This is a genomic window from Rhizobium sp. M1 (genome assembly GCF_002531805.1).
Classification (GTDB): domain Bacteria; phylum Pseudomonadota; class Alphaproteobacteria; order Rhizobiales; family Rhizobiaceae; genus Rhizobium; species Rhizobium etli_C.
The window spans coordinates 133,404-159,811 of record NZ_NWSW01000017.1 but is presented as its reverse complement, the minus strand read 5'-3'; the positions used below and the strand labels follow the sequence as shown (position 1 = coordinate 159,811).

Genomic DNA, 26,408 nt, shown 5'->3' with positions numbered 1-26,408 from the left:
TCCGCGTTCGAGGTCAGGCGCCGATTTCGGAATCAGGAACGCGTCATGCCTGCCTCGCTCACCACCATATCCACCAATCGCTTCCTGCAGGGCGTCGCGGCGTCGCTGATCGTCCTTGCGCTGGCGGGCTGCTCGACGACGACGAAGGACCGGATGACGACAGGCTCGGTGCCGAAACTCACCAAGCCGGTCGAAGAGATGGACGCGACCGAGCTGCGCTCGGCAACGGATCGGCTCGGCCAGGCCTATGACAAGAACCCGCGCGATCCCGTCACCGGCGTCAACTATGCCAATCTGCTGCGCATGAACGGCCGTGACGCGCAGGCGCTCGCCGTCATGCAGCAGGTGGCGATCGCCAATCCCGGCGACCGCACCGTGCTGGCCGCCTATGGCAAGGCGCAAGCGGCAGCCGGACAGTTCCAGCAGGCGCTCGACACGATCGGCCGGGCCCAGACACCGGATCGTCCGGACTGGAGGCTGATCTCGGCCCAAGGCGCGATCCTCGATCAGATGGGCCGGGCAAGCGAGGCCAGGCAGCGCTACCGCGACGCGCTCGACATTCAGCCGAACGAACCGTCCATCCTTTCCAATCTCGGAATGTCCTACGTGCTGACCGGCGACCTGCGCACGGCCGAAACCTATCTGCGCTCGGCCGCCGGCCAACCAAACGCCGACAGCCGCGTCAGGCAGAACCTTGCCCTCGTCGTCGGCCTGCAGGGACGTTTCCCGGAAGCCGAGCAGATCGCGCGGCGCGAACTTTCGCCGCAGCAGGCCGATGCCAATGTCGCCTATCTCAGGGGCATGCTCTCGCAGCAGAATTCCTGGCAGAAGCTCGCCGCCAAGGACAAGACGCCGGGCGCGGCGGACGGCAGCAATACCAACTAAACCGTGTTCAGCGGACGCTGAGGCCCGAAAGGATGAGACGGAGACCGAGGCCGCCCATGACGGCGCCGGCGGCCCGGTCGATCCAGCCCTTGGCATGGAGATAGAGCCGCCGCGGATGGCGGGCCGAAAAAGCGAGCGCCACGATCGAATACCAGCCCGCCTCCACCGCAAAGACACCGAGCGGCAGGGCGAAGATGAGATCGAGCGGCACCGTCCTCGGTAAAAGCGCGGCAAACAGGCTGGCATAGACGATGATGGTCTTCGGGTTGCTGAGCTGGGTCAGGAGCGCGGTCGTGAAGCTGCGCATCGGCGCGCGGCGGCCATGGACGGCGTCGGAAACCTCGAGCGGCCGACCGGCGCCTTTCCAGATATTGACGGCGATATAGACGAGATAGGCGCCGCCTGCGACCTTCAGCAGGATATAGAGCCATTCGAATTGAGATAGCAGCGCCGTCAGCCCGGCGAGCGCCAGCACGGCAAACACCACACCACCGGCGCCCATGCCCAGCGCGGCCGCAAGTCCGTCCAGCCGTGACCGTGAAATGGCGATCCTGGAGACGACGACGAAGCTCGGGCCGGGGCTCATGGCGCCGACCACCAGGGCTGCCATGATGCTGATGAAAATGCCCTGAGAAGACATGTGAACCTCTCTTTCGGTATGGAAGGCGTCAGAGACGCACGGCCTCCGCGCAGCCGATCATCGTCCATCCCGTTTAGCAGCTATGCCGGCGCCCGTCACGGGCACGGACGACATATCGTCCGCGCACCCGTCAGAACTTGTCCGCCACCTGGATGCCGGCCGGGCCGAGGATAACGGCGATCAGCACCGGCAGGAAGAACAGAATCATCGGCACCGTCAGTTTCGGCGGCAGGGCGGCCGCCTTCTTTTCCGCCTCGTTCATGCGCTCGTCGCGCCCTTCCTGAGCGAGAACGCGCAGCGCTTGGGCGACCGGCGTGCCGTAGCGATCGGCCTGGATCAGCGCCTGAGTCACCGACCGCACCAGTTCGATCTGGGTGCGCGTGGCAAGGTTTTCCAGCGCCACCCGGCGATCCGGCAGGAAGGAAAGCTCTGCCGTCGTCAGGACCATCTCTTCGGCGAGCGGCGGCGACTGCTCGCCAAGTTCCTCCGACACGCGACGCATCGCCGCCTCGATCGAGATACCGGATTCGACGCAGATCAGCATCAGGTCCAACGCATCCGGCCAGGCGCGCTTGATCGAATGCTGACGCTTGCCCATGCGGTTGGAGATATAGATGTTGGGCGCGTAGAAACCGACATAGCCGATGCCGATGACGGCAAAGAGGCGGATAGGCATGCCCCTTTCGGCGAGGTTGCCGAGGCCGAAGACCCAGAAGGCGGCAAGCGCCAGGAAGAGGAAGGGCAGCAGGAAGCGCGCGACAAGGAAGGTATTCAGCGCATTCTCCGAGCGGAAACCGGCGGCACGCAGCTTGTTGACCGTATTTTCGTCGACCAGCGCCTGGCGCAGGTTGAACCGCTCGACGATCTGGCGGACCGAGCGATTGTTCTGGCTGCGGAGCGACGCCTTGCCGGCCGGATCGGTATTCATGCGGGCGCGTTCGCGGGCGCGGATCTGCTCGCGCTCGGTCGAAACAGCCTTCATGCGCTTGGTGAGATCGCCGCGCTCGAAAAAGGGGATGGCGATCGTGTAGAAAGTGGCGAAGACGGCGATCGCGACAAAGATGGCGATCAGCATGCCCGGATTGGTCAGCGTTGCGGCGAGGTCCTGCGACATGGTGCTTCCTTCCGCTAGATGTCAAAATTGACCATGTTGCGCATGACGAAGATGCCGATCGACATCCAGATCGCCGAGACACCCATGATGAAATGACCGCGCGGATCGGTAAAAAGGATCATCATGTAGTTCGGCGAGGTGAGGTAGACGAGGGTCGCGACGATGAAGGGCAGCGCGCCGATGATGACGGCCGACGCCTTGGCTTCCATCGACAGCGCCGACACCTTGGCCTTCATCTTCCGGCGCTCGCGTAGCACCTTGGAGAGGTTGCCGATCGCTTCCGACAGATTGCCGCCCGCCTGCGACTGGATGGCGATGACGATCGCGAAGAAGTTGACTTCCTGGAGCGGCATGTGGAGCGTCATGCGGGCGCAGGCGTCGGGAATGCTGAGGCCCACCTGCTGCGCCTCGATTACTCGCCGGAACTCGCTCTTGACCGGCTCGGTGCCTTCGGTTCCGATCAGCCGGATCGCATCGTTGAGCGGCAGACCTGACTTGATCGAGCGGGTGATGACGTCGAGTGCATTCGGGAGCTCGTTGAGGAATTTGTTCTGGCGGCGCTTGATCAGGAAGCCGAGAACCCAGCGCGGCAGGCCGAGACCGGCAACGACGGCAATGCCGATCATGACCATCCAAGATGCGCCGACGACGAAGGCCCCGAACAGCAGCACCGAGGCGAAGATGGCACTGATGAGATAGAATTTCCCCACGCTGATCGGCAGGCCGGCCTGCAACAGGCGGGATTTCATCGACAGGGTCTTACGGGTTTTTTCGTGCTGGCGTTTTTCCAGATCCTTCAGATTGTCCTGCACCGACTTGCGCCGCTTCGACAGTTCCTGCACGCGGTCGCGAGCAGCCTTGACCTTGACCCGGTCGACCTCTGCCGATTTCACACGATTGATGCGGCTTGCCGATTTCTTGTCGGCCTCGATCCGGGAAAACATCAGGGCATAGGCGACCGCCGCCGCGGAAACTGCAGCGAGGACGACGATTGCCAGGACTACCGGATCGAACCCGAACATCAGCCTAATCCTTGGTTTTCGCTTCCATCGCGTCGAGGGCGGCGGCCAGGCGCTTTTCCTCGTTGAAGTAACGAGCCCGATCCCAGAAATGCGGCTTGCCGACGCCGGTCGACATGTGCCGGCCGATCAATCGGCCGCCCGCGTCTTCGCCTTCGATCTCGTAGCGCATCAGATCCTGGGTGATGATGACGTCGCCTTCCATGCCGATCACCTCGGTGATCTGAGTGATGCGGCGCGAACCGTCGCGCAGGCGCGCCGCCTGGATGATGACGTCGACCGAGGTGGAGATGATCTCGCGCACCGTCTTTGCCGGTAGCGTGAAGCCGCCCATGGCGATCATCGATTCGATACGGCTCAGGCATTCACGCGGGGTGTTGGCGTGGATCGTGCCCATCGAGCCGTCGTGACCGGTGTTCATCGCCTGCAGCAGGTCGAATACCTCGGGTCCGCGCACTTCGCCGACGATGATGCGCTCGGGGCGCATACGCAGGCAGTTCTTGACGAGATCGCGCATAGTGATCTCGCCCTCGCCTTCGATATTCGGCGGGCGCGTTTCCAGACGCACGACATGCGGCTGCTGCAGCTGCAGTTCGGCCGTATCCTCGCAGGTGATGACGCGCTCGTCGCGGTCGATATAATTGGTCAGGCAGTTCAGGAGGGTCGTTTTGCCCGAACCCGTGCCGCCTGAAATGATGACGTTGCAGCGCACTCGCCCGATGATCTGCAGCACGGTCGCGCCTTCCGGCGTGATTGCACCGAAACGGACGAGCTGATCGAGCGTCAGCTTGTCTTTCTTGAACTTGCGGATGGTGAGCGCCGGCCCGTCGATCGACAGCGGCGGCGCGATGACGTTGACGCGCGAGCCATCGGGCAGGCGCGCGTCGCAGATCGGGCTCGATTCGTCGACGCGCCGGCCGACCTGGCTAACAATCCGCTGACAGATGGAAAGAAGCTGCGCGTTGTCGCGAAAACGGATTTCCGATTCGATCGTCTTGCCGCCGACTTCGATGAAGGTCTGGCCAGCGCCGTTGACCATGATGTCGGCGATGTCGTCGCGCGCCAGCAGCGGCTCCAGCGGACCGTAGCCGAGGACGTCGTTGCAGATATCTTCGAGCAGCTCTTCCTGCTCGGAGATCGACATCGCGAAATTCTTGATGGTGATGATGTCGTTGACGATGTCGCGGATTTCCTCGCGCGCGCTTTCGCCGTCGAGCTTGGAAAGCTGCGAGAGATCGATCGTGTCGATCAGTGCAGAAAAGACCTGCTGTTTGGTGTCGTAATATTCGTCGGTGCGAACGGGGCGCTTACGTTGCGGCGCCTGCATCGGCGGCGGCGTCACCTGCTGGCGCTGGTTCTCGCGCGAGGGTTCGACCAGAATGGAGGGAGAGGATGCCACGGGTGCGGATGCGGGCGCGGCCGGAGCCGGCGGCGGAGAAGCGATCGCACCCCCAGCCTTTCCGAAACCTTCGTTTCCGCGTTTTCCAAACATGCCCTCGATCCAATCTGCTCGTTCTTGTCGTTACTTGCGCTTCAGGAGGCCCAGCAGGCCGCCCTTCTTCGCCTTCCTGATCGCCGCTCGGCCGGTGACGATGTGCGATATCTGCGAAAAGGTTTCCGCCGTCGGCGACCTGGGATCGACTTCCGAGATCATCCGGCCGCTGTTGGCGGCGTTGCCGAAGAGGTTGATATCGAAGGGGATGATCGCGATCGGATCGATCTCCAAAGGCTCGCAGAAATCCGACGGTGAGATCTCGGGACGTTTCGGCATGCCGACCTGATTGAGAATGAGATGCGGCGGCTTATCATTCGGCCGCATCTTGCGCAGCGCATCCAGCATGTTTTTGGTGTTGCGCAGGTTGGCAAGATCGGGAACGGCCGCGATGACCACCTCGTCGACGCTCGCCAGCACCGAGCGGGTCCATTCCGACCATGCATGCGGAACGTCGAGCACGGTGACGGGGGCGCTGCGCTGCAGGACGTCGAGCACCGGCTGGAAGGCCTGGCCGTCGAAATCATAGGCGCGGTCGAGCAGCGAGGGTGCGGCGAGCAGCGACAGATGCTCGGAACATTTCGTCAGCAGGCGGTCGAGGAAGACCTCGTCGAGACGGTCGGGCGCGAAGACCGCCTCGGCGATGCCCTGGGCCGGATCCTGGTCGAAGTCGATATTCGCCGTGCCATAGGGAAGGTCGAGGTCGGCGAGGATCGTCTCGGTGGAGAAGAGATTGGAAATGCCGAAAGCGCAATTATGGGCGATGGTGGAAGCGCCGGTGCCGCCCTTCGAGCCGATGAAGGCGATACTGCGGCCGAGCGGCTCGGCTTCCGGATCGACGAAGATCGAGGCCATCGCCGCAAGGATATCGGGCATGGCGACGGGCTGGACCATGTATTCGGAAATGCCGTTGCGGATCAACTCGCGATACAGTCCGATATCGTTATAGTAGCCGACGATGACGACCTTGGTGGTCGGATCGCAGACCGCGGCGAGCGGGGCGAGCTCGGCAAGGAGGCTTCCGACATTCGCCTTGGTCTCGAGGATGATGAGGTTCGGCGTCGGCGCACCGGAAAACATATTGGCGGCAGCGGCGATGCCGCCGCTGGTGATGCGCAGGCTCACCTTCGCCATGCGCCGGTCATTGGCACAGCGTTCCATGACATGCTGCAGGGTCTCGCTCTCGCAGAAGGCGTGAACGGAAATGCGCGGCAGCGGCCGCATGGCTTCCAGATCCGCCATGCGCACCGCCTCTTCGGCGTGACGAAGCTCGCTGGGATTCTTGATCTCGTATTCGATGGCGCTCATCGTCCCGTCTCGCCTCAGAAGCTGCTGTCGCTGCCGGCGACATCCTCGATCGTCGATGTCGTCGTTCGGTATTCCTGGATCGCATTGTTGCGCCGCTGCGCGTCGATCGGCGTCATGCCGCGAGGCGCCACCAGGTCCTCCGGATTGGCGACCTGGGCGGCGAGGTTGTTCTGCGTGGCGCAGCCGAAATTATAGTAATTCTGATTGGCGAAATCGTTCGAAATGTCCTTCGGCCACTGACCGCACTGCGTGGTGACCGCGGTCGTGCCGGTGAAGCTCAGGCGGATCGGCGCCGCATCGCCAGCACCGGCGGCGGCATAGGACGTATTGATGATTTTCGAGCTCGCGATCCCTCTCGACGCCAACTCGGCGCGGACCTGATTGCGCAGCTGATGGGCGGCTGCCGAATTCGGCGAGCCTTCCGGCGACAATACATACACCGGACCCGAGGCGCGGGAGATATAGTTTGCGGCAAAGCCGCGGATGAGATCGCGCTGGGCGATGGTCAGGCGCCGATCGGTGGAAGCAACCGGAATATCCACCGTCTGCTCGGCCTCTGTGACGATGATCGGGTGACGGGCACGGTAATCATCCGGAATGCCGCCGGTTGTCAGCTGGTCGTGCGGGCCGGCGCATCCGGAAAGGATCGCCACCGAAACGGCGGCCGTGACGAAAAACGCCTTGGAGATTGCGAGCCGGGGTGTCGTCGAAGTCATGAAGGCCATCGCCTGATCTCTGTTCTGTGCCATTGCTGCCGATGCCCCTCCACTCATTTGTAGATAAACCCGATCGAGCCGTGGAATTGTGCATCCGCGACGGGTGCCTCGCGGCGGCCATAGACCTTGTTGACACGGTTGAGGAAGAAGGTCGCACCGTCGTTCTCGGGGCTGAAATTGTCGTCCGGCCGGTTCAGCTGATTGCGCGCCACCGGACGCACCAGATAGGGCGTTGCGATGATGACGAGCTCGGTTTCCTGACGTTCGAAGCCCTTCTGGCGGAACAGCGTTCCGAGCAGCGGAATCTTCGAAACGCCGGGCGTGCCGCCCATCGTCTGGGAGACGTTGTCGCGGATGAGGCCGGCGAGCGCGATCGAGCCGCCCGAGGGCAGCTCCACCGAGGTCTCTGCCGAACGGCGCTGATAGGTGGCGTTGCCGCTGCCGGCCACCGGTTCGGAGACGTTGGTCTTGATCTCCAAGCTGATGCGGCCCGACGACAGGACAACCGGCTTGAAGGCCAGGTTGATACCATAATTGAAGGGCACGACGGTGACATTGCCGTCGCTGTCGGTCGTCGAGTAAAGCTGCTGGCCGCCGGAATTGAAGGTCGCGGCCTGGCCGGAGATAGCCGTCAGCGTCGGCTCGGCAAGCGTCCTGACGACCTTGGCCTGCTCCAGCGCATTGAGATAGGTGGAGATATCGTATTTGCCGATCGAGCTCTTGAAGAGTGCCGCCAGGCCGCCGCCAACCGTCGCCGTCGCGCTGTCGGCGCTGGGAGTGCCGAGCTGGGCGACCGTCATGCCGGAGGAATTGGAAACCAGGTTGTCGAAGCCGAGCTGCTTCAGCACCTCACGACGGACCTCGGCGATCGTGACCTTGAGGGTGACCTGGTCCTCACCCTCGATCTTCAGCAGGTTAACGACCTGGGAAGTCTGCCGGCCTTCGGCAAAGAGCGCCACCGCGCTGTCGCCGCCAGTGCCGGACGCCGTCTCCGTTCTCGTCGTCGCCTCGCCGCCCTTCAGGAAAACCTGGGCGAGATCGGCGGCCTGCGTGGCGTCCTGCGGGGTGCGCACGGTGCCGGTCAGGACGATGTTGTCGGAGACGATTTCGACGTTGATGGCGGAATCGGGAATGAAGCGGCGGAGATTGGCTTCGAGACCGGAGACGTCGCGTTCGATCTCGATATCGAGATTGATGATCTCCTGCCCGCCGGCGCCGAAGACAAAAATATTCGTCTGACCGACCTTCTTGCCGAACAGATAGATGCGCCGCGAGGTACGGGTGACGGCATCGGCCATGCTCGGATCGGATACGAGAATATCGTGCGCATCCTCCGGCAGATCAACGACGACGGCCTTGTTCAACCCGAGCTTCAGCCGACGATGCGCGTCGGGGCCGGTCTGCGCGATGCGGATAAGGTTTCCAGAATCGGCACGCGCCTGATCGAGGGCGAGCAGCGGCCCGAAAGGGGCTGGCGCCAGGCCGGTGACGCTCACCGCAAACGAAAGGCTGCCTGTCAGAAGAAGCTTGGCGCGCCGCGTTGAATTGCCCATTTGCACGTCCCTTTACTCCGGCTTCGGCGCTTCGCCGGCGTCCGTTACGATGGAGCCCGACTTGATGACCTGAATGATCGCACTGCCGTTGTCACCGCTCAGCAGGTAGTCGGCGGCACTGGTATCCTGCTCCTGCGCATCGGCGACCGAGCGCAGCGCGAGCGACAGCCGATCGGCCATCTGTTGGGCGACGGCGAGAACCTTCGTTTGATCGGGCGTAAGCTCGAGCGTCGCAGTGGTGCCGACCACCGCCTTCGAGCCATCATCCTTTTCCTGGATCTGTTGGTCGATGGCGAGAACGCGGACATTACTAAGCACCGTTTCGGTGATGAGCTTGTTAGCCTCGGTACCCTTGCGGACCATGATGACGTCGACGCGGTCGTTCGGCAGGATGAAGCCGCCGGCGCCCGTTGCCACGGATATCTCGGTCGCAACGGCGCGTTTGCCGGCCGGCAACAGCGAGGACAGGATACGGCTGCTGGAATCGGCGACCTTTTCAGGCCGGATCGGCTCGCCTTCGAAGATCGGCAGACGCACGACGGCGCCCTGCAGATCCTTGATCGCATCCGGCTTGTCGGCATCGGTGATGAATCCCTGGACGACCCCGTCCTTCGGCCAGGCCATCCAATGCACCGTGTCGTCGCCCAGCCTTGCGCCGACCGGCAGATTGGCGCTCGAGACGAGGATGTTGACGGTGGGTTCTTTCTCGATGACCGACTGGACCTGGGTGACGACACTGCCACTTCCGGCCATTTGCATCGCCAGGAAGCCGGCGAGGCCGGCTGCCACCAGGGCGACAGCTAGGATTATCAGGCGGGCCGGTTTCATCGATCATTCCTCAAGGCACGATATGTTCGCCCTGCAGAATGCTCAGCAATTGGTATAATTATGGTTAATGGAACGCTTACATTTTAAGTTAACGAGCATTTAAAATGCCGTTATTTCAGGCTTTCCAGCGCGGCGATGAAGATCGGTGAGGACGGAAAGGCCATGAAGCCGCCGATTGCGATGGCGATGCCGTAAGGGATCTTCTTGGCGAGCAGCACCGAGTTCGGGACCGGCAGGCCGATGGCGAGAATGGTGTTCGACTGCGTTCTCACCAGCAGGATGAGCAGGGTGATGAGACCGCCGATCATGGCGACGTCGGCCATCAGCAGGGCAAGGGATTGGTTCAGGCCGAACCAGAGCGCGGTGGCGGTCAGAAGCTTGGCGTCCCCACCGCCCATCACATTGAAGGCAAAAAGCGCAAAACAGGCGGCAAGCACGATAGCGGCAGCGGCAAGATGTATGCCGATTGCCGCTAGGCCCAGGCCGGAAAGCGGCGCGAGCACGAGGAACGAGACGATAAGGATCAGGGAAACGCGGTTCGGGATCGTCATGGTGAACAGATCCGAGAAGGCCGCCATGGCGAGGCAGAGTGGCAGAATTAGAAAGACTGCAGCTGCGATCATGCGTATACCCGATCATCGTAAGATGCGAAAAGGCTCACGGCCGTACGGCGCGTGAGCCCGCTCGATAGACCAGCCAGAGCAGTTCCGGCCAGAATGGGAGATGCCGCTTCGCGGCAGCTCGCTTAGTTGGCCGCCGAAGTGGCGCCGTCCATCTTGGTGCTCAGGCCGTTGAACGTGTTGCCGATCTTGCCGCCGAGGCTCGTTGCGCCGGTGATGAGCGCGACGGAAATGAGAGCAGCGATCAGGCCGTATTCGATTGCGGTCGCGCCGGATTCGTCCTTCAGAAAACGGCTAAAAAGCTTGGTCATGGTTACTCCTAACTCCAGTTGATGTTCAGCACGTCCGCCAACTGTTGCCGTTGATCGGATGACCGCAATCTAGTGAATGGGCGTTTCTATCGGCTTAAGAAAAAGAGTTAACGAGGTGTGAAGGCAATAAGAGGCCGCTGTAGGGTAAGTATTACCTTATTCATTTCTCTCAATATTTAACGATACTCCTGGGTAACGAGGGGGTTTCATCTGGAAATAGCATAGGCGCCGCACCCAACTGGGACGTGTACTGCCCGGAGCGCGTGCCAAATCGGATCATCCTGCCTCACCTCGAAACAACTGGGTGAGTTTAAAGCTTCATTCACCATTTTTTTCCATTCTATGCGCTATTGCGCTGTGATCGTGAAAGAGGACCAAATGTCATCGAGCGGCAAAACCATTTTCTTTGCCGGCATGATCGCCGTTTTCGGTGTTTCGGGAGTTTCCGCGGCCGCAGACGATGACATGCTGCGCGTCTATATGGATCACGCGCGCGTGCTGAAGCTCGACCGCCCCGTCAGCAAGGTGATCGTCGGCAATGCCAAGGTCGCCGACGCGACCGTCGCCGATGCCAAGACGATCGTCCTGACAGGGCGCAGCTTCGGCACGACTAATCTCGTACTTCTCGACGCCGACGGCAATGCCATCCTCGACGAGCGCATCCTGGTGTCGATCGACGAGGGCAACACGGTGCGCGTCTACCGGCAGACGGAGCGCTCCGTGCTGTCCTGCACGCCGAACTGCGAGCAGCATGCGCAGCAAGCGGCCGGCGGCACGTCACCCTGATCGGCTCGGCTCGGATCTTCGCCATTCGTTAAAATCGTCGTATCGGACTGAAACGGAAAATCAACGAACGGACCCTAGTGTGGCAGGTAGATGTCGCTCGGGTCCAAGCAATGACGGTAGTTGATCAGAAGACGGATGAGGAGCGCGCCTTTGCGCCGTTCCGTTTTTCCCAGTTTCGCGCTGCCGCCCGCTCTCGCGACGGCGCGGCGGCGATCGAATTCGCCCTGCTTGCCATCCCTTATTTCGTCGTGATCTTCGCGATCCTCGAAACCTTCATCGCTTTCGCCGCCGAAGAACTCGTCTCCAATGCCGTCGATACGATGAGCCGCCGGATGCGGACCGGGCAGATCACCTACAATCTCGGCCGTACGACCGATATGACTCAAACGCAATTCCGTCAGGCCTTCTGCGGCGAGATCGCGATCCTGATCAGCTGCTCGGCGACCGAGGCCGCCACGCCGAGCAAGCTTTACCTGGATGTGCAGACCTTCACCGCCTTCTCGGCCATTCCGACGACAATCCCCAAGCTCTCCACCGACAGATATTCCGACATCAATACGGCCGCTATCAAATATACGCCCGGCGGCGCCAGCACGATCAACATGGTGCGCGCTTACTATCGCTGGGAAATCATCACGGATCTGGTCCGGCCTTACATCACGACGATCCGTCCCTCCGACGGTTCGATGCCGACGCAATATCTGATTATCGCGACCGCGGCCTTCCAGAACGAGCAGTATCCATAATGGCATTGCGCAACCCGTTCACCAGACTGCCACTGACGGCGCGGCGGCTGATCCGAGAGCGCAAGGGCGCCGGCGCGATCGAATTTGCGATCCTCTTTCCCGTGCTCGTGATGCTCTATATCGGCGCTTTCGAGATCACGATCGGCCTCAGCGTCTCCAAGCGTGCGACCCGCGCCGCCGGTTCGATCGCCGATCTTGTCACCCAGCAGCAATCGGTCACGAAGAGCACGCTCGCAGAGATGCGGTCGGTCGCAACCGCGATCTTCGTGCCCTACAACTCGACCTCGCTGACGCTGAAGATCACCGGGATTACCGTCGACGCCAGCGCCAATGCGAAGGTACTCTGGTCCTGGGCGCAGGACGGGAGCGTGCCCTATGCCAAGAACACCGCCGTCAGCGACGTGCCCTCGGACATGAAGACGGCCAACAGCTTCCTCGTCCGCACCGAACTCAGCATTCCCTATACAATGTTCCTGTTCGCGCCGAACTTCATGCCGGATGGGATGCGCACGATCACCATCAGCCGCAGCTATTTCTACCGCCAGCGGCAAGGCGATTCGATCCCCTGCGGCGACTGCTGACGGCCTTCACGATCTCGAATTTGCCAAGCCGGCCGCGGCATTATATGCCTGGGCCTTAGCCGCTTCCGACATACCGGAGGGGTGAATCGGTCTCTCGGGTGTAACATGGCGCGTGCCTTTCTTTTCGTTCTGGATTCCTTCGGTGTCGGCGGCGCGCCGGATGCGGCGGCCTATGGCGACGAGGGTGCCGATACGCTCGGTCACATCGCCGAATTCTGTGCAGCCGGAGCCGGCGATCGCGACGGATTGCGTGGCGGGCCGCTTTCCCTGCCCAACATGTCGGAACTGGGATTGATGCACATCGCACGGTCCGCCTCCGGCCGTTTCCCCGCCGGCATGCCCGTCCCGGACAAGGTTTACGGCGTTTATGGCGCCGCCAGCGAAATCTCGCGCGGCAAGGATACGCCGTCCGGCCATTGGGAGATCGCCGGCACGCCGGTCAGCTTCGACTGGGGGTATTTCCCGACCGAGGGCGACGCCTTCCCTCAGCAATTGATCGAGGCGCTGTGCCGGCAGGCTGAAGTGCCGGGCATTCTTGGCAATTGTCATGCCTCGGGAACCGATATCATCGCCCGGCTCGGCGAGGACCATATCCGCACCGGCAAGCCGATCTGCTACACCTCTTCGGATTCGGTCTTCCAGGTCGCGGCGCATGAGGTGCATTTCGGCCTCGATCGGCTGCTCGCCTTCTGCCGTATCGCCCGGGGACTGCTTGATCCCTACAATATTGGCCGCGTCATCGCCCGGCCCTTCGTCGGCCATTCGGCCTCCACCTTCCAGCGCACCGGAAACCGGCGCGACTTCTCGGTGCTGCCGCCGGAGCCGACGCTGCTCGACCGGCTGCTTGAGCACGGCCGGCATGTGCATGCTGTGGGAAAGATCGGCGACATCTTCGCCCATCAGGGCATTTCCAGGCTGATCAAGGCAAACGGCAACGAGGCGCTGATGGATGCGACGCTGTCGGCGATCGACGAAGCGGAGGACGGCGATCTCGTCTTCACCAATTTCGTCGATTTCGACATGAATTACGGCCATCGCCGTGACGTGCCGGGATATGCCGCAGCCCTCGAAGCTTTCGATGCGCGCCTGCCCGAAGTCCACAAGAAGCTGAAGCTGGGCGACCTCGTCGTGCTTACCGCCGATCATGGCTGCGATCCGACCTGGCGCGGCACCGACCATACGCGCGAACGCGTGCCTGTTATCGCCTATGGCCCCGGCATAAGGTCGCGTTCGATCGGCGTACGCCGCACCTATGCCGATATAGGCGAAAGCATTGCGCGCCATCTCGGCATTCCGGCCGGACCGCACGGAAGGAGTTTTCTGTGACATCGCATTTGAAGAAGGTCGAGCTGCACTGCCATCTGGAGGGTGCGGCACCGCCTGCCCTGACCGAGGCGCAGGCGCGGAAATACGGCATCGACATCAGCGGGCAGCTTCGCGACGGCGCCTATGTCTGGCATGATTTCGCAAGCTTCCTCGAATGCTACGACAAGGTTTCGGAGGTCTACAAGACCGAGGAGGACTATGCGCTTCTGACCGAAACCTATCTCGATGAACTGGCCGCCATCAACACGATCTACAGCGAACTCATCGTCTCACCCGATCATGGCAAACGCATCGGGCTCGGCGCCGATGCCTATATAGCGGGTGTCTGCGAAGGCATCCGGCGCGCTCGGGAAAAGAGCGGCATCGAGGCCCGGCTGATCGTCACCGGCGAGCGGCATTTCGGCCCGGAGAGCGTGATCGGTGCGGCCGAATATGCCGCCAAGGCCGGCAATCCGTTGATCACCGGTTTCAATCTTGCCGGCGAAGAGCGCATGGGCCGCGTCGCCGATTATGCCCGCGCCTTCGATATCGCCCGCGATGCCGGCCTGGGGCTCACCATCCATGCCGGCGAGGTTTGCGGCGCCTTCAGCGTCGCCGATGCACTTGATGCCGTGCGCCCCGCGCGCATCGGCCATGGTGTGCGCGCCGTCGAAGACCTCGATCTGGTGAAGCGGCTTGCCGATCTCGGCACCGTGCTCGAGATCTGCCCCGGCTCCAATATCGCACTGCGGGTCTTTCCCGATTTCGCTTCGCATCCGCTGCGCCGGCTGAAGGAAGCGGGCGTGCAGGTGACGATCAGCTCGGATGATCCACCTTTCTTTCATACGTCGCTCGAACGGGAGTATGCGCTTGCCGCCGAAGCTTTCGGCTTCGGCGATGCGGAGATCGACGCCATGACGCGCACCGCAATCGAAGCGGCCTTCGTCGACGAGGAGACGCGGAGGGCTCTGCTCGCCCGCCTTTGAGAGTGCGCGCCTTTCCTGACCGGGAAAGGCTCCGGAGGTTGGGGAAGATCGGCGCAAATTCGGCTGCACTCTTGCGGTCGGGCCGATTTCCGTGAAAGAAACATTCGATAGAAAGAATGAAAGGCTTCCCCATGGACGGCGTCACAGTCATCGATCACCCGCTTGTGCAGCACAAGCTCACCATCATGCGGCGCAAGGAGACATCGACGGGAAGTTTCCGGCGGCTGCTGCGCGAAATCTCCACGCTGCTCTGTTACGAGGTCACCCGTGATCTCGAATTGACGATGGCAACGATCGAGACGCCGCTGCAGACGATGGAATCGCCGATCCTGGAAGGCAAGAAGCTGGTCTTCGCCTCGATCCTGCGCGCCGGCAACGGGCTGCTTGAAGGCATGCTCGATCTGGTGCCTTCCGCCCGCGTCTCTCATATCGGCGTCTACCGCGATCACGAAACGCTGCAGCCGGTCGAATATTATTTCAAAGCGCCGGAAGATGTGGCCGAGCGCCTGATCATCGTTGTCGACCCGATGCTGGCGACCGGCAACTCCTCGATCGCGGCGATCGACAAGCTGAAGGAACGCGGCGCTCACAACATCCGCTTCCTCTGCCTGCTTGCCGCCCCGGAGGGCATCCGCAATTTCCGCGCCGCGCATCCCGACGTTCCCGTCTTCACCGCGGCGATCGACAGCCACCTCAACGAGAAGGGCTATATCGTGCCCGGCCTCGGCGATGCCGGCGACCGCATGTACGGCACCAAGTAATTTCAGCCTTCCTTTACCAAATGGAAAGACTTTTAAGGCCCGGCGGTTCGCCCCGGGCCTTTTCGCTGTCGATATTAGCAACTTATCAGCACTTCAGGCTTAGCAGTCTGGAAGCATGAGGCCCCGCATGAAGGGGGGTTTATACAGGAAGGATTTCTGTTTCATGCTTGTGCGTACCGTCATATTCGCCAGCATCGCCGCGGTGCTCGCCACACAGGTGCCGTCCTTCGTCACAGGCACCGGCCAGTCGCCCGCCGACACTCTTTCCGCCAATTACATCTCGACCGAAAGCGACAAGCCCGCAGCCCCCGCACCCGTCTCCGGCAGCAATGTGATCCGCATGCGGGCGGATGCGCAGGGTCACTATACCGGCAGTTTCAAGATCAACGGCAAGCCGGTTCAAGGCCTGATCGATACCGGCGCCACCTATGTCGCGCTCAACGAGACGCTCGCACGCCGGCTGGGCTTCACATCCAACCAGCTCGATTTCCGCTATGGCGTGAACACCGCCAACGGCCAGACCAAGGCCGCGCATGTGACGCTCGACCGGATCGAAATCGGCGGCATCCGCGTCCGCGATGTCGAAGCCTTCGTCCTTAGGGATGACGCACTGACGACGACGCTGGTCGGCATGAGCTTCCTGCAGAAGCTCGCCTCCTATTCCGTCGCTGACGGCTCGCTCAGCCTCAAGCAATAGACTGCGTCAAATAAGACCCGCAATGACGGGGTTCAGCGCCGGCTCGTCCTCGGTGATGCGGTAATGCGCGGCCAGTGCTGCGGCTGCCCTCTCCGCCGCAGCTTCGTCGGCGGCGTGAACGAGGGCGATCGGCTCGCCGGCATTCACGCGGGTGCCGAGCGGCAGGAGTTCGGAGAAGCCGACGCGATGATCGATCCGATCCGCGGGATGGCGTCTTCCGCCACCGAGATCGATGACGCTGACACCGATGCCGCGGGCGTCGCAGGCGGCAAGCCAGCCGGACCGGGAAGCCGGGACAGGCTTTTCAACCGGGGCTCGAGCCAGGTATCTGTCCGGGTTTTCGATGAGATCGGCCGGGCCGCCGAGCATGGAAACCATCCGCGCAAAAACCTCGGCTGCCTTGCCCGACGACAGGGCCCGGCGCGCCATTGCCTCGCCTTCCTCAGGCGAAGCGGCAATGCCCGATTTCTCCAGCATCTCGGCGGCGAAGGCAAGAACGACAGTATCGAGCCGCGTATTTCCTTTCCTGCCGGCCAGGAAATCCAGGCAGTTGCGCATCTCGACGGCGTTGCCGGCGCTATCGGCGAGCGGCTCGTTCATGTCGGTGATCAGTGCCGACGTCTTCACGCCCGCGCCATTCGCCACCTCGACCAGCGACCGTGCCAGAATTTCCGCCTGCTCGCGCTCAGCCATGAAGGCGCCGTTGCCGAGCTTGACATCGAGCACCAGCGTCTGAAGACCGGCGGCAAGTTTTTTGGAGAGGATGGAGGCGGTGATCAAGGGAATGGAATCGACGGTGGCGGTCACATCGCGTACGGCATAGAGCCTGCCGTCGGCAGGCGCCAAGGCGCCGGTCTGGCCGATGATGGCACATCCTGCCTGTTTGACCACTTGGTGAAACAGGTCCGCATCCGGGGTGATCATATAGCCGGGAATGGATTCGAGCTTATCGAGCGTGCCGCCGGTATGGCCGAGGCCGCGGCCCGATATCATCGGAACGGCGAGGCCGCAGGCGGCGGCGATCGGCGCCAGCATCAGCGACACGTTGTCGCCGACGCCTCCGGTCGAATGTTTGTCGGCAATCGGACGGTCGATATCGGCCCATTGCAGCCGATCGCCGGAATCGGCCATCGCCAGCGTCAAGGCCACGATTTCCTGGCGCGACATGCCCTTGAACCAGACGGCCATGGCAAAGGCGCCGATCTGGCCTTCGGACAATCGACCGGCGGCAAGCGCATCGATGAACGATCGGATATCGGCAGCGTCGAGTTCGCCGCCGTCGCGCTTACGCCGGATGATCTCCTGCGGGATCATCTCAATAGCCCGACGCCGCCGCCGATGCCGGCTGCGCTCCGCTTAGAACCGCCAGTATATCGTCGAGCAGGCCGGAAGCGCCGAAGCGGAAGGTCGAGGGCATCGCCCAATCCGGCGCCATGATGGTTTCGGCGAGGCTGAGATAGAGCGCGGCATCGGCCACCGAGCCGATGCCGCCGGCCGGTTTGAAGCCGACCTTGCGTCCGCTTTCGCGAATGGCCCGGATCATGATGTCGGCGGCTTCGAGCGTCGCGTTGACGGCGACCTTGCCGGTGGAGGTCTTGATGAAATCCGCGCCGGCTTCGATGGCAAGTTCGGAGGCGCGGCGGATCAATGCCGCCTCCTTCAATTCGCCGGTCTCGATAATGACCTTCAGCAGAACGGGGCCGACGCATTCGGCGCGCACCGCCTTGACCATGTCGGTCACGGCCTTCTCGTCGCCTGATATGAACTTGCGGTAGGGGATGACCAGATCGATCTCGTCGGCGCCGTCGGCAATCGCCTCGCGGGTTTCGGCGGCGACATCGGCCACTTCCATCTCGCCCGCCGGGAAATTGACGACGGTCGCGATCCGCACGGCATGGCCGGTGCCGAGGATATTGCGGGCCTGGGCGACGAAGCGCGGCCAGATGCAGATCGCAGCGCTGTTGCCATAGGGCGTCTGCGCGCGGGCGCAGAGCGCTTCGATCTGCGCCTCGGTGCAATCGTCCTTCAGATTGGTGAGATCGAGAAGGGAAAGGGCGACCGCCGCCGTTTCCCGGATGGAATGGCTATTCATCTTCACTTCCTCTAGAGCATGATGCCGAAAAGTGTGAGCGGTTTTCGGACGACATCATGCTCTCGCTATTAATGAAGAACAGGATTCAGATTTTAGGCCGACCCGGCCTAAAATCATCCTGTTCTGGCCGCTATCATGTCTTTCAATATGGCGGCGAGACGGGCGCCACCGACAGGCGCCATGTCCTTGGTTTCTTCATGGCTGAGCTCATTGCCGGTCATGCCTGCCCCATAGTTGGTGATGACGGAGGCGGCGGCAACCCTCAGGCCCAGCATTCTTGCGATGATGACCTCGGGCACCGTCGACATGCCGACGGCATCGGCGCCAAGGATGCGCGCCATGCGGATTTCGGCCGGCGTTTCGAAGCTCGGGCCGGAGAACCACATATAGACACCCTGCGCCAGCTCGATCTTCAGCTTTGCCGCAGCCTTCCGCATCGCGCTAGCAAGACCGGCATCATAGGCATTGGTCATGCCGACGAAGCGATGATCGCTTTCCTCGCCGATCAGCGGGTTCATGCCGGAATAGTTGATGTGGTCGGTGATCTGCATCACCGAACCGGGCGGCATGTCGTCACGCAGCGATCCTGCTGAATTGGTCAGGATCAGCGCCTCGACGCCGAGCGCCTTCAAGACCTCGATCGGCAGGCGCATGGCGTTGGGATCGCCCTTCTCATAATAATGCACGCGGCCCGAAAGCATGACGACGGGCACGCCGCCGAGCCGGCCGGCAACGACCTCGCCGGCATGGCCGGAGACGGCGCTGACGGGAAAGCCCGGCAGGTCGCGATAGGGAATACGTACGGCGCCGTCCAGCTGACCGACGAGGGAGCCGAGGCCGGAGCCGAGCACGATGCCATGGCGTGGCTTGATGGCGCCGAGCAATGCGGCGAGCAGGTCGACTGTCGCCTTCATCCGAGTTCCGTCTCGAAGCTGAAGGGAAGAAGCTCTTCCATGGTCATGGTCTTCTGCACGCCGGCCTCGTCGCAGAGATAGATCTTCGTGTCCTTGGAAGCGAATTCGGAGATCTTCTGGCGGCAGCCGCCGCAGGGCGGGCAGAGCGGCAGCTTCTCGGCGATAACAGCCATTTCGACGATCTTCCTGGCCCCGCCCATGATCATGGCGCTGATTGCCGTCGGCTCGGCGCACCAGCCTTGCGGAAAGGAGAGGTTTTCGATGTTGGCGCCGGTATAGACCTTGCCGTCCTCGGCGCGGATTGCCGCGCCGACGGGAAATTTCGAATAGGGCGCATGGGCAAAGGCCATGGCGCCGCGCGCGGCTTCGAACAGGTCGTGGGACATGATCAACGTTCCTTCGTATAGGGCACGCCGCCGGCCTTTGGCGGGATCGCGACACCGATGAAGCCGGCAAGCAGGATGCAGGTGAGGACATAGGGCAGCGCCTGGAAGACCTGGACCGGCACTTCGCCGAGCACCGGCACCTGCTTGCCCTGCATGAAATTCGCCAACGCATCGAGGAAGCCGAAGAGCAGGCAGGCAAACATGACGGGCACCGGTTTCCACTTGGCGAAGACCAGAGCGGCGAGCGCGATATAGCCCTTGCCGGCCGACATGTCCTTGATGAAGGCGGCGGACTGGGCGATCGCCAGATAGGTGCCGGCAAAGCCGCAGAGGATGCCGGCGCACATGACGGCGCGGTAGCGCAGCCAGGCGACCGAGATGCCGGCGGTATCGACTGCACCCGGGTTTTCGCCGACGGCGCGCATCCGCAAGCCGAAGCGGGTGCGGTAAAGCACCCACCAGGAGAAGGGCACGGCGAGAAAGGCGAGATAGGTGAGGATATTGTTGCCCGATATGACGTTGGCATAGAGCGGGCCGAGGATCGGCACGTCACGGAGGGCATCGGCGCCCGGCAGGATGATCGGCGCGAAGCGCGCATCCGGCGGCAGCTGTGGCGTGCGCCCGCCCTGGCCGAACCAGGCCTGGCCGAGCACGATGGTGATGCCGGCGATGAAGAAATTGATCGCCACACCGGAGACGATCTGATTGCCGCGATTGGTGATCGAGGCGAAGCCATGCACCAGGCTGAGCGCCACCGAGCAGACGATGCCGGCACCGAGTCCGAGCCAGGCAGAACCGGTGAGATAGGCCACACAGGCCGCGGCGAAGGCCGAGCCCAGCATCTTGCCTTCAAGACCGATATCGAAAACGCCCGCGCGCTCGGAAAACAATCCCGCCAGCGCCGTAAAGATCAGCGGGATGGAAAGCCGGACCGTCGAGCTTAGGACGTTGATGAAGATGTCATAATAATCCATCGTCCGCTCCTCAAGCTCGCTGGAATTGCTGATAGACGCGCACCATCGCCGGCCGGAACATATATTCCAGCGCACCGGCGAACAGAATGACCAGACCCTGGATGACGAGGATCATTTCACGGGTGATGTTCGGCATTTCGAAGGAGATCCAGTCACCACCCTGATAGAGTGTGCCGAAAAGAATTGCAGCGAAGATGATCCCGAGCGGATGGTTGCGGCCCATCAACGACACGGCGATGCCGACGAAGCCGGCGCCGCCGACAAACTCCACCTGCAAACGAGCGGAAGAGCCCATGACCGGATTGAGCGCCATCATTCCGGCGAGCGCACCGGACAGCAGCATGGCGATGATGACGATGCGGGCATAAGGAATGCCGGCATAGTCCGCCGCCGTCGAGCTCACGCCCAGCGTGCGCATCTCAAAGCCGAGCTTGGTGCGCCAGATGAGGATCCAGACAAACCAGGCGGCAAGAAGAGCGATGATGAAGGAGACGTTGAAGGGTGCGGCACCCAACTTGGCGCCGAAGATGTTCATGACCCAGCCGAGCTTCGGAAGCTGCCCACCTTCGAGGAAAGTCCGAGTTTCCGGCGCCATCTTGCCCGGCACGATCAGCACGTGCACCAGCAGATAGACCATGAGGGCGGCTGCTATGTAATTGAACATGATCGTCGTGATGACGATATGGCTGCCGCGCTTGGCCTGCAGGAAGGCGGGAATGAAGGCCCAGGCCGCACCGAAGATACCGGCGCCGACGATGGCGATCGGCATCGTCACATACCAGGGCACATAATTGTCGAGCGCCAGCGCTACCAGTGCGCAGCCGAGACCGCCGATATAGGCCTGGCCTTCGGAGCCGATGTTGAAGAGGCCGGCATGAATGGCAACTGCCACGGAAAGGCCGGTGAAGATGAAGCTCGTCGCATAATACAGCGTGAAACCGACGCCTTCGCCGCTGCCGAAGGCGCCTTCGATCAGCAGGGAGAGTGCGGCAAGCGGGCTTTCGCCGATCAGCCAGACGACGAAGCCGGAGATCAGGAAGGCGACGATGAGGTTCAAAAGCGGGATCAGGCCGTAGTTGATCCAGTTTGGTAGCGGAACGGAAGCAGTGCTCATAAAGGCCTCACGCGGCAATGCCGGCCATCATCAGGCCGAGGGTCTGTTCACCGGCATCGGGCGTCTTCTCGCCGACCACATGGCCGGCAAACATGACAAGGATACGGTCTGAAAGGGCGCGGATCTCATCGAGTTCGACGGAGACGAGCAGGATCGCCTTGCCCGCATCGCGCATTTCGATGATGCGGCGGTGAATGAATTCGATGGCGCCGATATCGACGCCGCGCGTCGGCTGGCCGATGATCAGCATCTTCGGATCGCGTTCGATCTCGCGGGCGACGACGATCTTCTGCTGATTGCCGCCGGAAAAGTTTGCCGTCTTCAGCCGCGGGTTCGGCGGGCGGATGTCGTATTTTTCGATCTTCTCCATCGCATCCCTGCGGATCGCTTCGAGATCGAGCAGCGGACCTTTGCTGTAGCCCGGACGGCGGTGATAGCCGAGCACGGAATTTTCATATTCCTCGAATTTCAGAACCAGGCCCATGTGGTGGCGGTCCTCGGGAATATGGGCGAGGCCGAGGTCGCGCAGACGGGCGGGATCGGCCTTGTCGATCGTCTGGCCGTCGAGAAGGATTTCGCCGGAGGTGGGTTTGCGGATGCCGGCTATCGCTTCGAGCAATTCGGACTGGCCGTTGCCGGCAACCCCGGCAATGCCGACGATCTCGCCGGCGCGCACGTCGAAGGAGACATTGTCGACCATGGTGACGCCGCGATTGTCCTTGACCGTGAGGTTGCGGACGGAGAGCACGGCAGCGCCTGGATTGGCCTCGCCCTTCTGCACCCGCAGCAGCACACGGCGGCCGACCATCAGCTCGGCGAGTTCTTCCACCGTCGTTTCCGCCGTCTTGCGGGTGGCGACCATCTCGCCGCGGCGCATGACGGAGACCGTATCGGTGATCGCCATGATCTCGCGCAGCTTGTGGGTGATGAGGATGATCGTCTTGCCCTGGTCGCGCAGCACCTTGAGGATGCGGAAGAGGTGATCGGCCTCCGCCGGCGTCAGCACGCCCGTGGGCTCGTCGAGGATCAGGATTTCGGCGCCGCGATACATCGCTTTGAGAATTTCGACGCGCTGCTGCAGCCCGACCGGCAGCTCTTCGATCAACGCGTCCGGATCGACCTCGAGGCCGTATTCCGTTTCCAGCCGCTTGAGCTCGGTGCGAGCCGAGGCGACGCCTCTCGCCAGCAGCGAGCCGCCTTCGGCGCCGAGCATGACATTTTCGAGCACCGTGAAATTGTCGACCAGCATGAAATGCTGGTGCACCATGCCGATGCCGGCGGCGATCGCCGCCTGACTGTCGCGAATGGTGATCGGATTGCCGTTCACGCGGATCTCACCGCTGTCGGCGTGGTAAAAACCGTAAATGATCGACATCAGCGTCGATTTGCCGGCGCCGTTCTCGCCGATGATGCCGTGGATCGTCCCCTTGGCAACGGTGAGGTTGATGTCCTTGTTGGCGTGGACGGCACCGAACTTCTTATCGATGCCGACAAGCTCGATAGCGGGCTTATCTGTCACAGCAGGCTCCAAATAAGAAAAGGGCGTATGGCGAAAATCCCCTCCGCCATACGCCCGATCTCAATCGTCGATTACATCAGGGCGCGGATCACTTCGGGCAAGAATTGTCCGAGGTGTAATCGTGAACCTTGACGGTTCCGGCAATGATATCGGCCTTGGCCTTGTCGACGGCGGCCTGCATTTCCGGCGTGATCAGCGACTTGTTGTTGTCGTCGATCGCGGCGCCAACGCCATCTTCCTTGACGCCGAGCGCCTGAACGCCGCCGGTGAACTTGTCGTTCTTGGTGTCGGTATAGGCGTTGTAAACGGCGAGGTCGACGCGCTTGACCATCGAGGTCAGCACCGAGCCCGGATGCAGATGGTTCTGGTTGGAGTCGACGCCGATCGACAGCTTCTTGTTGTCGGCGGCGGTCTGCAGAACGCCGAGGCCGGTGGCGCCGGCTGCCGCGTAAATGACGTCGGCGCCCTGGTCGATCTGGTTCTTGGTGAGCTCGCCGCCGCGAACCGGGTCATTCCAGGCCGCACCGGTGGTGCCGGTCATGTTCTGGAAAACCTGGATGTCGGCCTTGGCGGCGCGAGCGCCCTGCTCATAGCCGCATTCGAACTTGCGGATCAGCGGAATGTCCATGCCGCCGACGAAGCCGACCTTGCCGGTCTTGGAGGCCATGCCGGCGAGAATACCGACGAGATAGGAGCCTTCTTCTTCCTTGTAGACGACCGAGCGGACGTTCGGCTTGTCGACGACGGAGTCGACGATGATGAACTTGGTGTCGGGGAATTCGGCTGCGACCTTCTCAATGGCCGAAGTCCAGGCGAAGGACACGGCGACCACGGGGTTGAAGCCGCGGCTTGCGAAGTTGCGGATGGCCTGTTCGCCCTGGGTGTCGCCGGTCGGCTCGAAGTCGCGATAGGCAATGCCGGTCTCGGCCTTGAACTTCTCGGCGCCGTTATAGGCCGCTTCGTTGAAAGACTTATCGAACTTCCCGCCAGTGCCGTAAACCAGCGCCGGCTTGACATCGGCGGCAAGCGCCGTCGTCGACATGGCAGCCACGGCAAGAAGAGTGAGAAGGGATTTTTTCATGAGTTGCAGCCCTGTTGTTGCTATTTGTTTGGGGTCCTCCCGCAAGCCCTTTGCGGACATGTCTGCGGAACCACCGACCTCCCCCCGGAGGCCTGGCTGCGCGCATCCTTGCATGGCTCACGGAAAAATTCACCAGAAATTTTTCAGGCGGTAAAGATTTGCAGCAATTGCTGAAAATCAGTTCTGCCGGGCGGATTTTTGGACATCTCGCCGACCGGGATGCGGATTTTTTAGCCGATCCGCTGGCCGTTGCTGAAACCGGGGAAGGGCAAATGCACCCGGTCTTTTGCCGGATCGCACCGGCTCAAACAGCTATGCGGTGAAGCGACCGGCGATCGGCGGCTTCTTGTAGCCGATCATCCAGAGAAGCAGCGCGATCACCAGAAAGACGGCAAAGGCCGGCTGGAGCATCAGCCACTGGAAGATGAAGGCATAGAAGCGGGGATGGATATAGTAGGAAAGCGCAGATTGCAGCGACGTCAGCGTGTCCGGGCTCACATCCTGCCAGGCCTCCGACATCGGCGTCATGACAACGGCGGATGCCGCAACCGACTGGATCGAATCGATGGTCCCGGCAATAACGGCCGCCGCAAGCGCGACAAGACTGGCCAGACGCAACAGGAAACGCATCAACTCCTCCGACGCTTCGATATGCCGGACAATTCCGGCGGACCCGCGCCATTCTCCACCTTGAGAATTACATAGTCATCGATGGGGTGAAGCACAATGGACGGGCGCAAGCGAGTTTTATCGGAAGAAGTCAAAAAACTGTTAGATTTGGGTTGATCGACAAAAATTCATCGGTATATATCGCGCCGTTCCGACGATTTGCTCCTCTCCTGGTGCGAACGCCAAAGGACAGGTGGCCGAGTGGTTTAAGGCGCACGCCTGGAACGCGTGTGTACGTGAAAGCGTACCGAGGGTTCGAATCCCTCCCTGTCCGCCATTTTTCGCATTTTCATCCAACAGATTGAATTTTAAACCTGACTGGACCAATCTTCGTGTCCGTGGCGAATACGGACAATGAGAACATTATCGCCCTCCGCAATTGTATAAACGACGAGATGGGCCTTGAACGGATGAATGCGCATCGGAGGAGAAATTTCATGCCGTTCGCGCGCCATACGGGGATTGGCAGCAATCAGATCAAAAATGGCGTAGAGTTCATCATGGTAGCGCCGAGCGTGCGCTGAGCCAAACAGGCGAATGCCCGTTTCGGCTATGCCGACAATGTCCTCTTCCGCTTCTTCCGTAAGGCGAAAGCCCATCATCAATTGCCGCGAGAGCTTTCCACTCGCGCCCGCGCCGCCTCAAACAGCTCGTCCTTCGACCGCGACCCGACGCCGCCCTTCAAGCCTTCATCGACAAAGCGCTGCATAGCTGCGATCTTGTCGTTTCGCTCCTGATCTTTCCTGATGAGGTCGCGGACATAATCGCTCGCATTGGCATAACGGCCTGTTTTGGTTTGCGCTTCCACCCAATCTTTCATGGGATCGGGCAGCGATACGTTCATGGTCGCCATCGAAGCTCTCCGTTTCATCAAAATTGAGTTGTTTGGCAAAGTTTGTCAACATCGCCTGATCTCCCATAACCTGCGGAAACGAAGGCCCGATCCCCATCGAAGTAAACGCCAGGGTTGATCAGAGAGATTCCTGAATTTTTACCACGCTGCTTCACCGCGTCTTTGCACGTTTGGGTTTACCGTCTGCAAAACTAAAAACAGAGGTAAAACAGGTGGAAGAACTTTCGGTGAAGTCGAAGATCATCAAATCCGTCTATTTCAGCCAGGAAGACGGGCGGCTCAGGATTTGCTTTAGGAATGGCGAGGAGCGGCTGTTCGAGGGCGTTCCCTCTTCGGAAGCCCATGCGATGACGGCGGCGCCGTCTCCCGGCCATTATTACCTCGACCGGATCAGAACCCGGTTTCGCAGGCTGGCGGCCTGAACCGTCGAGGCATGCCGCAGCCGACCTGACGGGTCG

General features: G+C 61.6%; 31 protein-coding genes and 1 tRNA gene. 11 read left to right on the top strand and 21 right to left on the bottom strand.

The genetic code is table 11. The features are described 5' to 3' along the window. Positions 1 to 45 precede the first annotated feature (45 nt). Positions 46 to 885, top strand: coding sequence for a tetratricopeptide repeat protein (locus CO655_RS18280; protein WP_097665783.1), 840 nt, complete (start codon positions 46 to 48; stop codon positions 883 to 885). 7 nt (positions 886 to 892) lie between these two features. Here CO655_RS18280 and CO655_RS18275 read toward each other — a convergent pair whose 3' ends face one another. The 10 genes from CO655_RS18275 to CO655_RS18230 all read right to left on the bottom strand — a co-directional run bounded on the left by CO655_RS18275 (position 893) and on the right by CO655_RS18230 (position 10,486). Then, positions 893 to 1,525 carry a LysE family translocator gene (locus CO655_RS18275; protein WP_010028582.1) on the bottom strand — a complete coding sequence of 211 codons (633 nt, stop codon included), beginning with the start codon at positions 1,523 to 1,525 and terminating at the stop codon, positions 893 to 895. 130 nt (positions 1,526 to 1,655) lie between these two features. Next, the gene (locus CO655_RS18270) at positions 1,656 to 2,639 is read right to left on the bottom strand and encodes a type II secretion system F family protein (RefSeq protein WP_097665781.1); all 984 of its coding nucleotides are present in this window, start codon (positions 2,637 to 2,639) and stop codon (positions 1,656 to 1,658) included. Positions 2,640 to 2,653: 14 nt separating this feature from the next. Then, positions 2,654 to 3,661, bottom strand: coding sequence for a type II secretion system F family protein (locus CO655_RS18265; RefSeq protein WP_097608143.1), 1,008 nt, complete (start codon positions 3,659 to 3,661; stop codon positions 2,654 to 2,656). A 4-nt stretch (positions 3,662 to 3,665) separates the two neighbouring features. After that, complete coding sequence (locus CO655_RS18260; RefSeq protein ID WP_097665778.1) at positions 3,666 to 5,150, bottom strand: CpaF family protein; 1,485 nt, start codon at positions 5,148 to 5,150, stop codon at positions 3,666 to 3,668. 30 nt (positions 5,151 to 5,180) lie between these two features. Continuing rightward, a complete protein-coding gene (locus CO655_RS18255; RefSeq protein WP_097608141.1) occupies positions 5,181 to 6,458 on the bottom strand; it encodes a CpaE family protein in 1,278 nt (425 codons plus the stop codon). Positions 6,459 to 6,472: 14 nt separating this feature from the next. Continuing rightward, positions 6,473 to 7,231, bottom strand: a complete 759-nt coding sequence (locus CO655_RS18250) for a CpaD family pilus assembly protein (protein WP_097665776.1) — start codon at positions 7,229 to 7,231, stop codon at positions 6,473 to 6,475. After that, positions 7,228 to 8,727, bottom strand: coding sequence for a type II and III secretion system protein family protein (locus CO655_RS18245; protein ID WP_097665774.1), 1,500 nt, complete (start codon positions 8,725 to 8,727; stop codon positions 7,228 to 7,230). Before CO655_RS18245 ends, CO655_RS18250 begins: the two co-directional genes overlap by 4 nt. 12 nt (positions 8,728 to 8,739) lie before the next feature. Further along, on the bottom strand, positions 8,740 to 9,555 hold the full coding sequence (gene cpaB / locus CO655_RS18240) for a Flp pilus assembly protein CpaB (RefSeq protein WP_097665772.1): 816 nt from the start codon (positions 9,553 to 9,555) through the stop codon (positions 8,740 to 8,742). Between the two features lie 110 nt (positions 9,556 to 9,665). Continuing rightward, on the bottom strand, positions 9,666 to 10,178 hold the full coding sequence (locus CO655_RS18235) for a prepilin peptidase (RefSeq protein WP_097608137.1): 513 nt from the start codon (positions 10,176 to 10,178) through the stop codon (positions 9,666 to 9,668). A gap of 122 nt (positions 10,179 to 10,300) precedes the next feature. Then, complete coding sequence (locus CO655_RS18230; protein WP_064681527.1) at positions 10,301 to 10,486, bottom strand: Flp family type IVb pilin; 186 nt, start codon at positions 10,484 to 10,486, stop codon at positions 10,301 to 10,303. Positions 10,487 to 10,864: 378 nt separating this feature from the next. Here CO655_RS18230 and CO655_RS18225 point away from each other — a divergent pair, with 378 nt between their 5' ends. The 7 genes from CO655_RS18225 to CO655_RS18195 all read left to right on the top strand — a co-directional run bounded on the left by CO655_RS18225 (position 10,865) and on the right by CO655_RS18195 (position 16,348). Further along, positions 10,865 to 11,272, top strand: a complete 408-nt coding sequence (locus CO655_RS18225; RefSeq protein ID WP_010028435.1) for a pilus assembly protein N-terminal domain-containing protein — start codon at positions 10,865 to 10,867, stop codon at positions 11,270 to 11,272. 110 nt (positions 11,273 to 11,382) lie between these two features. After that, positions 11,383 to 12,018: a TadE/TadG family type IV pilus assembly protein gene (locus CO655_RS18220; protein ID WP_097665770.1), complete on the top strand. Its 636-nt coding sequence runs from the start codon at positions 11,383 to 11,385 to the stop codon at positions 12,016 to 12,018. After that, positions 12,018 to 12,599 carry a TadE/TadG family type IV pilus assembly protein gene (locus tag CO655_RS18215; RefSeq protein ID WP_097665768.1) on the top strand — a complete coding sequence of 194 codons (582 nt, stop codon included), beginning with the start codon at positions 12,018 to 12,020 and terminating at the stop codon, positions 12,597 to 12,599. Before CO655_RS18220 ends, CO655_RS18215 begins: the two co-directional genes overlap by 1 nt. Before the next feature lie 105 nt (positions 12,600 to 12,704). After that, complete coding sequence (locus CO655_RS18210; RefSeq protein WP_097608135.1) at positions 12,705 to 13,925, top strand: phosphopentomutase; 1,221 nt, start codon at positions 12,705 to 12,707, stop codon at positions 13,923 to 13,925. Continuing rightward, entirely contained in the window at positions 13,922 to 14,890 is a 969-nt protein-coding gene (locus CO655_RS18205) for an adenosine deaminase (protein WP_097665766.1), read from the top strand. Before CO655_RS18210 ends, CO655_RS18205 begins: the two co-directional genes overlap by 4 nt. A 131-nt stretch (positions 14,891 to 15,021) precedes the next feature. Continuing rightward, positions 15,022 to 15,651: a uracil phosphoribosyltransferase gene (gene upp / locus CO655_RS18200; protein ID WP_097608133.1), complete on the top strand. Its 630-nt coding sequence runs from the start codon at positions 15,022 to 15,024 to the stop codon at positions 15,649 to 15,651. A gap of 127 nt (positions 15,652 to 15,778) precedes the next feature. Next, on the top strand, positions 15,779 to 16,348 hold the full coding sequence (locus CO655_RS18195; protein ID WP_097665764.1) for a TIGR02281 family clan AA aspartic protease: 570 nt from the start codon (positions 15,779 to 15,781) through the stop codon (positions 16,346 to 16,348). Between the two features lie 6 nt (positions 16,349 to 16,354). On the opposite strand, the gene deoA is transcribed toward CO655_RS18195, so the two are convergent. The 8 genes from deoA to CO655_RS18155 all read right to left on the bottom strand — a co-directional run bounded on the left by deoA (position 16,355) and on the right by CO655_RS18155 (position 24,428). After that, positions 16,355 to 17,662: a thymidine phosphorylase gene (deoA, locus tag CO655_RS18190; RefSeq protein ID WP_097608131.1), complete on the bottom strand. Its 1,308-nt coding sequence runs from the start codon at positions 17,660 to 17,662 to the stop codon at positions 16,355 to 16,357. 1 nt (position 17,663) lies between these two features. Further along, the gene (gene deoC / locus CO655_RS18185) at positions 17,664 to 18,440 is read right to left on the bottom strand and encodes a deoxyribose-phosphate aldolase (RefSeq protein ID WP_097665762.1); all 777 of its coding nucleotides are present in this window, start codon (positions 18,438 to 18,440) and stop codon (positions 17,664 to 17,666) included. Between the two features lie 113 nt (positions 18,441 to 18,553). Beyond that, positions 18,554 to 19,354 carry a purine-nucleoside phosphorylase gene (locus tag CO655_RS18180; protein ID WP_064681537.1) on the bottom strand — a complete coding sequence of 267 codons (801 nt, stop codon included), beginning with the start codon at positions 19,352 to 19,354 and terminating at the stop codon, positions 18,554 to 18,556. Then, positions 19,351 to 19,740: a cytidine deaminase gene (locus CO655_RS18175; protein ID WP_004673557.1), complete on the bottom strand. Its 390-nt coding sequence runs from the start codon at positions 19,738 to 19,740 to the stop codon at positions 19,351 to 19,353. Before CO655_RS18175 ends, CO655_RS18180 begins: the two co-directional genes overlap by 4 nt. A gap of 2 nt (positions 19,741 to 19,742) precedes the next feature. Next, a complete protein-coding gene (locus CO655_RS18170) occupies positions 19,743 to 20,714 on the bottom strand; it encodes an ABC transporter permease (RefSeq protein ID WP_097608129.1) in 972 nt (323 codons plus the stop codon). A gap of 10 nt (positions 20,715 to 20,724) precedes the next feature. Next, positions 20,725 to 21,828: an ABC transporter permease gene (locus CO655_RS18165; protein WP_097608128.1), complete on the bottom strand. Its 1,104-nt coding sequence runs from the start codon at positions 21,826 to 21,828 to the stop codon at positions 20,725 to 20,727. A 7-nt stretch (positions 21,829 to 21,835) separates the two neighbouring features. Continuing rightward, complete coding sequence (locus CO655_RS18160) at positions 21,836 to 23,347, bottom strand: ABC transporter ATP-binding protein (protein WP_097608127.1); 1,512 nt, start codon at positions 23,345 to 23,347, stop codon at positions 21,836 to 21,838. Positions 23,348 to 23,435: 88 nt separating this feature from the next. After that, a complete protein-coding gene (locus CO655_RS18155) occupies positions 23,436 to 24,428 on the bottom strand; it encodes a BMP family ABC transporter substrate-binding protein (RefSeq protein ID WP_064693372.1) in 993 nt (330 codons plus the stop codon). A 158-nt stretch (positions 24,429 to 24,586) separates the two neighbouring features. On the opposite strand from CO655_RS18155, the gene CO655_RS33890 reads away from it, so the two are divergent. Further along, complete coding sequence (locus CO655_RS33890; RefSeq protein ID WP_170965047.1) at positions 24,587 to 24,751, top strand: hypothetical protein; 165 nt, start codon at positions 24,587 to 24,589, stop codon at positions 24,749 to 24,751. Here the strand turns inward: CO655_RS33890 and CO655_RS18150 are convergent. Continuing rightward, entirely contained in the window at positions 24,741 to 25,058 is a 318-nt protein-coding gene (locus tag CO655_RS18150) for a hypothetical protein (RefSeq protein ID WP_038686170.1), read from the bottom strand. The genes CO655_RS33890 and CO655_RS18150 overlap by 11 nt on opposite strands. A gap of 226 nt (positions 25,059 to 25,284) precedes the next feature. Here CO655_RS18150 and CO655_RS18145 point away from each other — a divergent pair. After that, positions 25,285 to 25,374 (top strand) — tRNA-Ser (locus CO655_RS18145). A gap of 31 nt (positions 25,375 to 25,405) precedes the next feature. On the opposite strand, the gene CO655_RS18140 is transcribed toward CO655_RS18145, so the two are convergent. Next, a complete protein-coding gene (locus CO655_RS18140; protein ID WP_097608126.1) occupies positions 25,406 to 25,696 on the bottom strand; it encodes a type II toxin-antitoxin system RelE/ParE family toxin in 291 nt (96 codons plus the stop codon). A 2-nt stretch (positions 25,697 to 25,698) separates the two neighbouring features. After that, the gene (locus CO655_RS18135) at positions 25,699 to 25,950 is read right to left on the bottom strand and encodes a type II toxin-antitoxin system ParD family antitoxin (protein ID WP_010026828.1); all 252 of its coding nucleotides are present in this window, start codon (positions 25,948 to 25,950) and stop codon (positions 25,699 to 25,701) included. 212 nt (positions 25,951 to 26,162) lie between these two features. Between CO655_RS18135 and CO655_RS18130 the strand changes: the two genes are divergently transcribed. Beyond that, positions 26,163 to 26,372: a KTSC domain-containing protein gene (locus CO655_RS18130; protein WP_009994618.1), complete on the top strand. Its 210-nt coding sequence runs from the start codon at positions 26,163 to 26,165 to the stop codon at positions 26,370 to 26,372. Positions 26,373 to 26,408 lie beyond the last annotated feature (36 nt).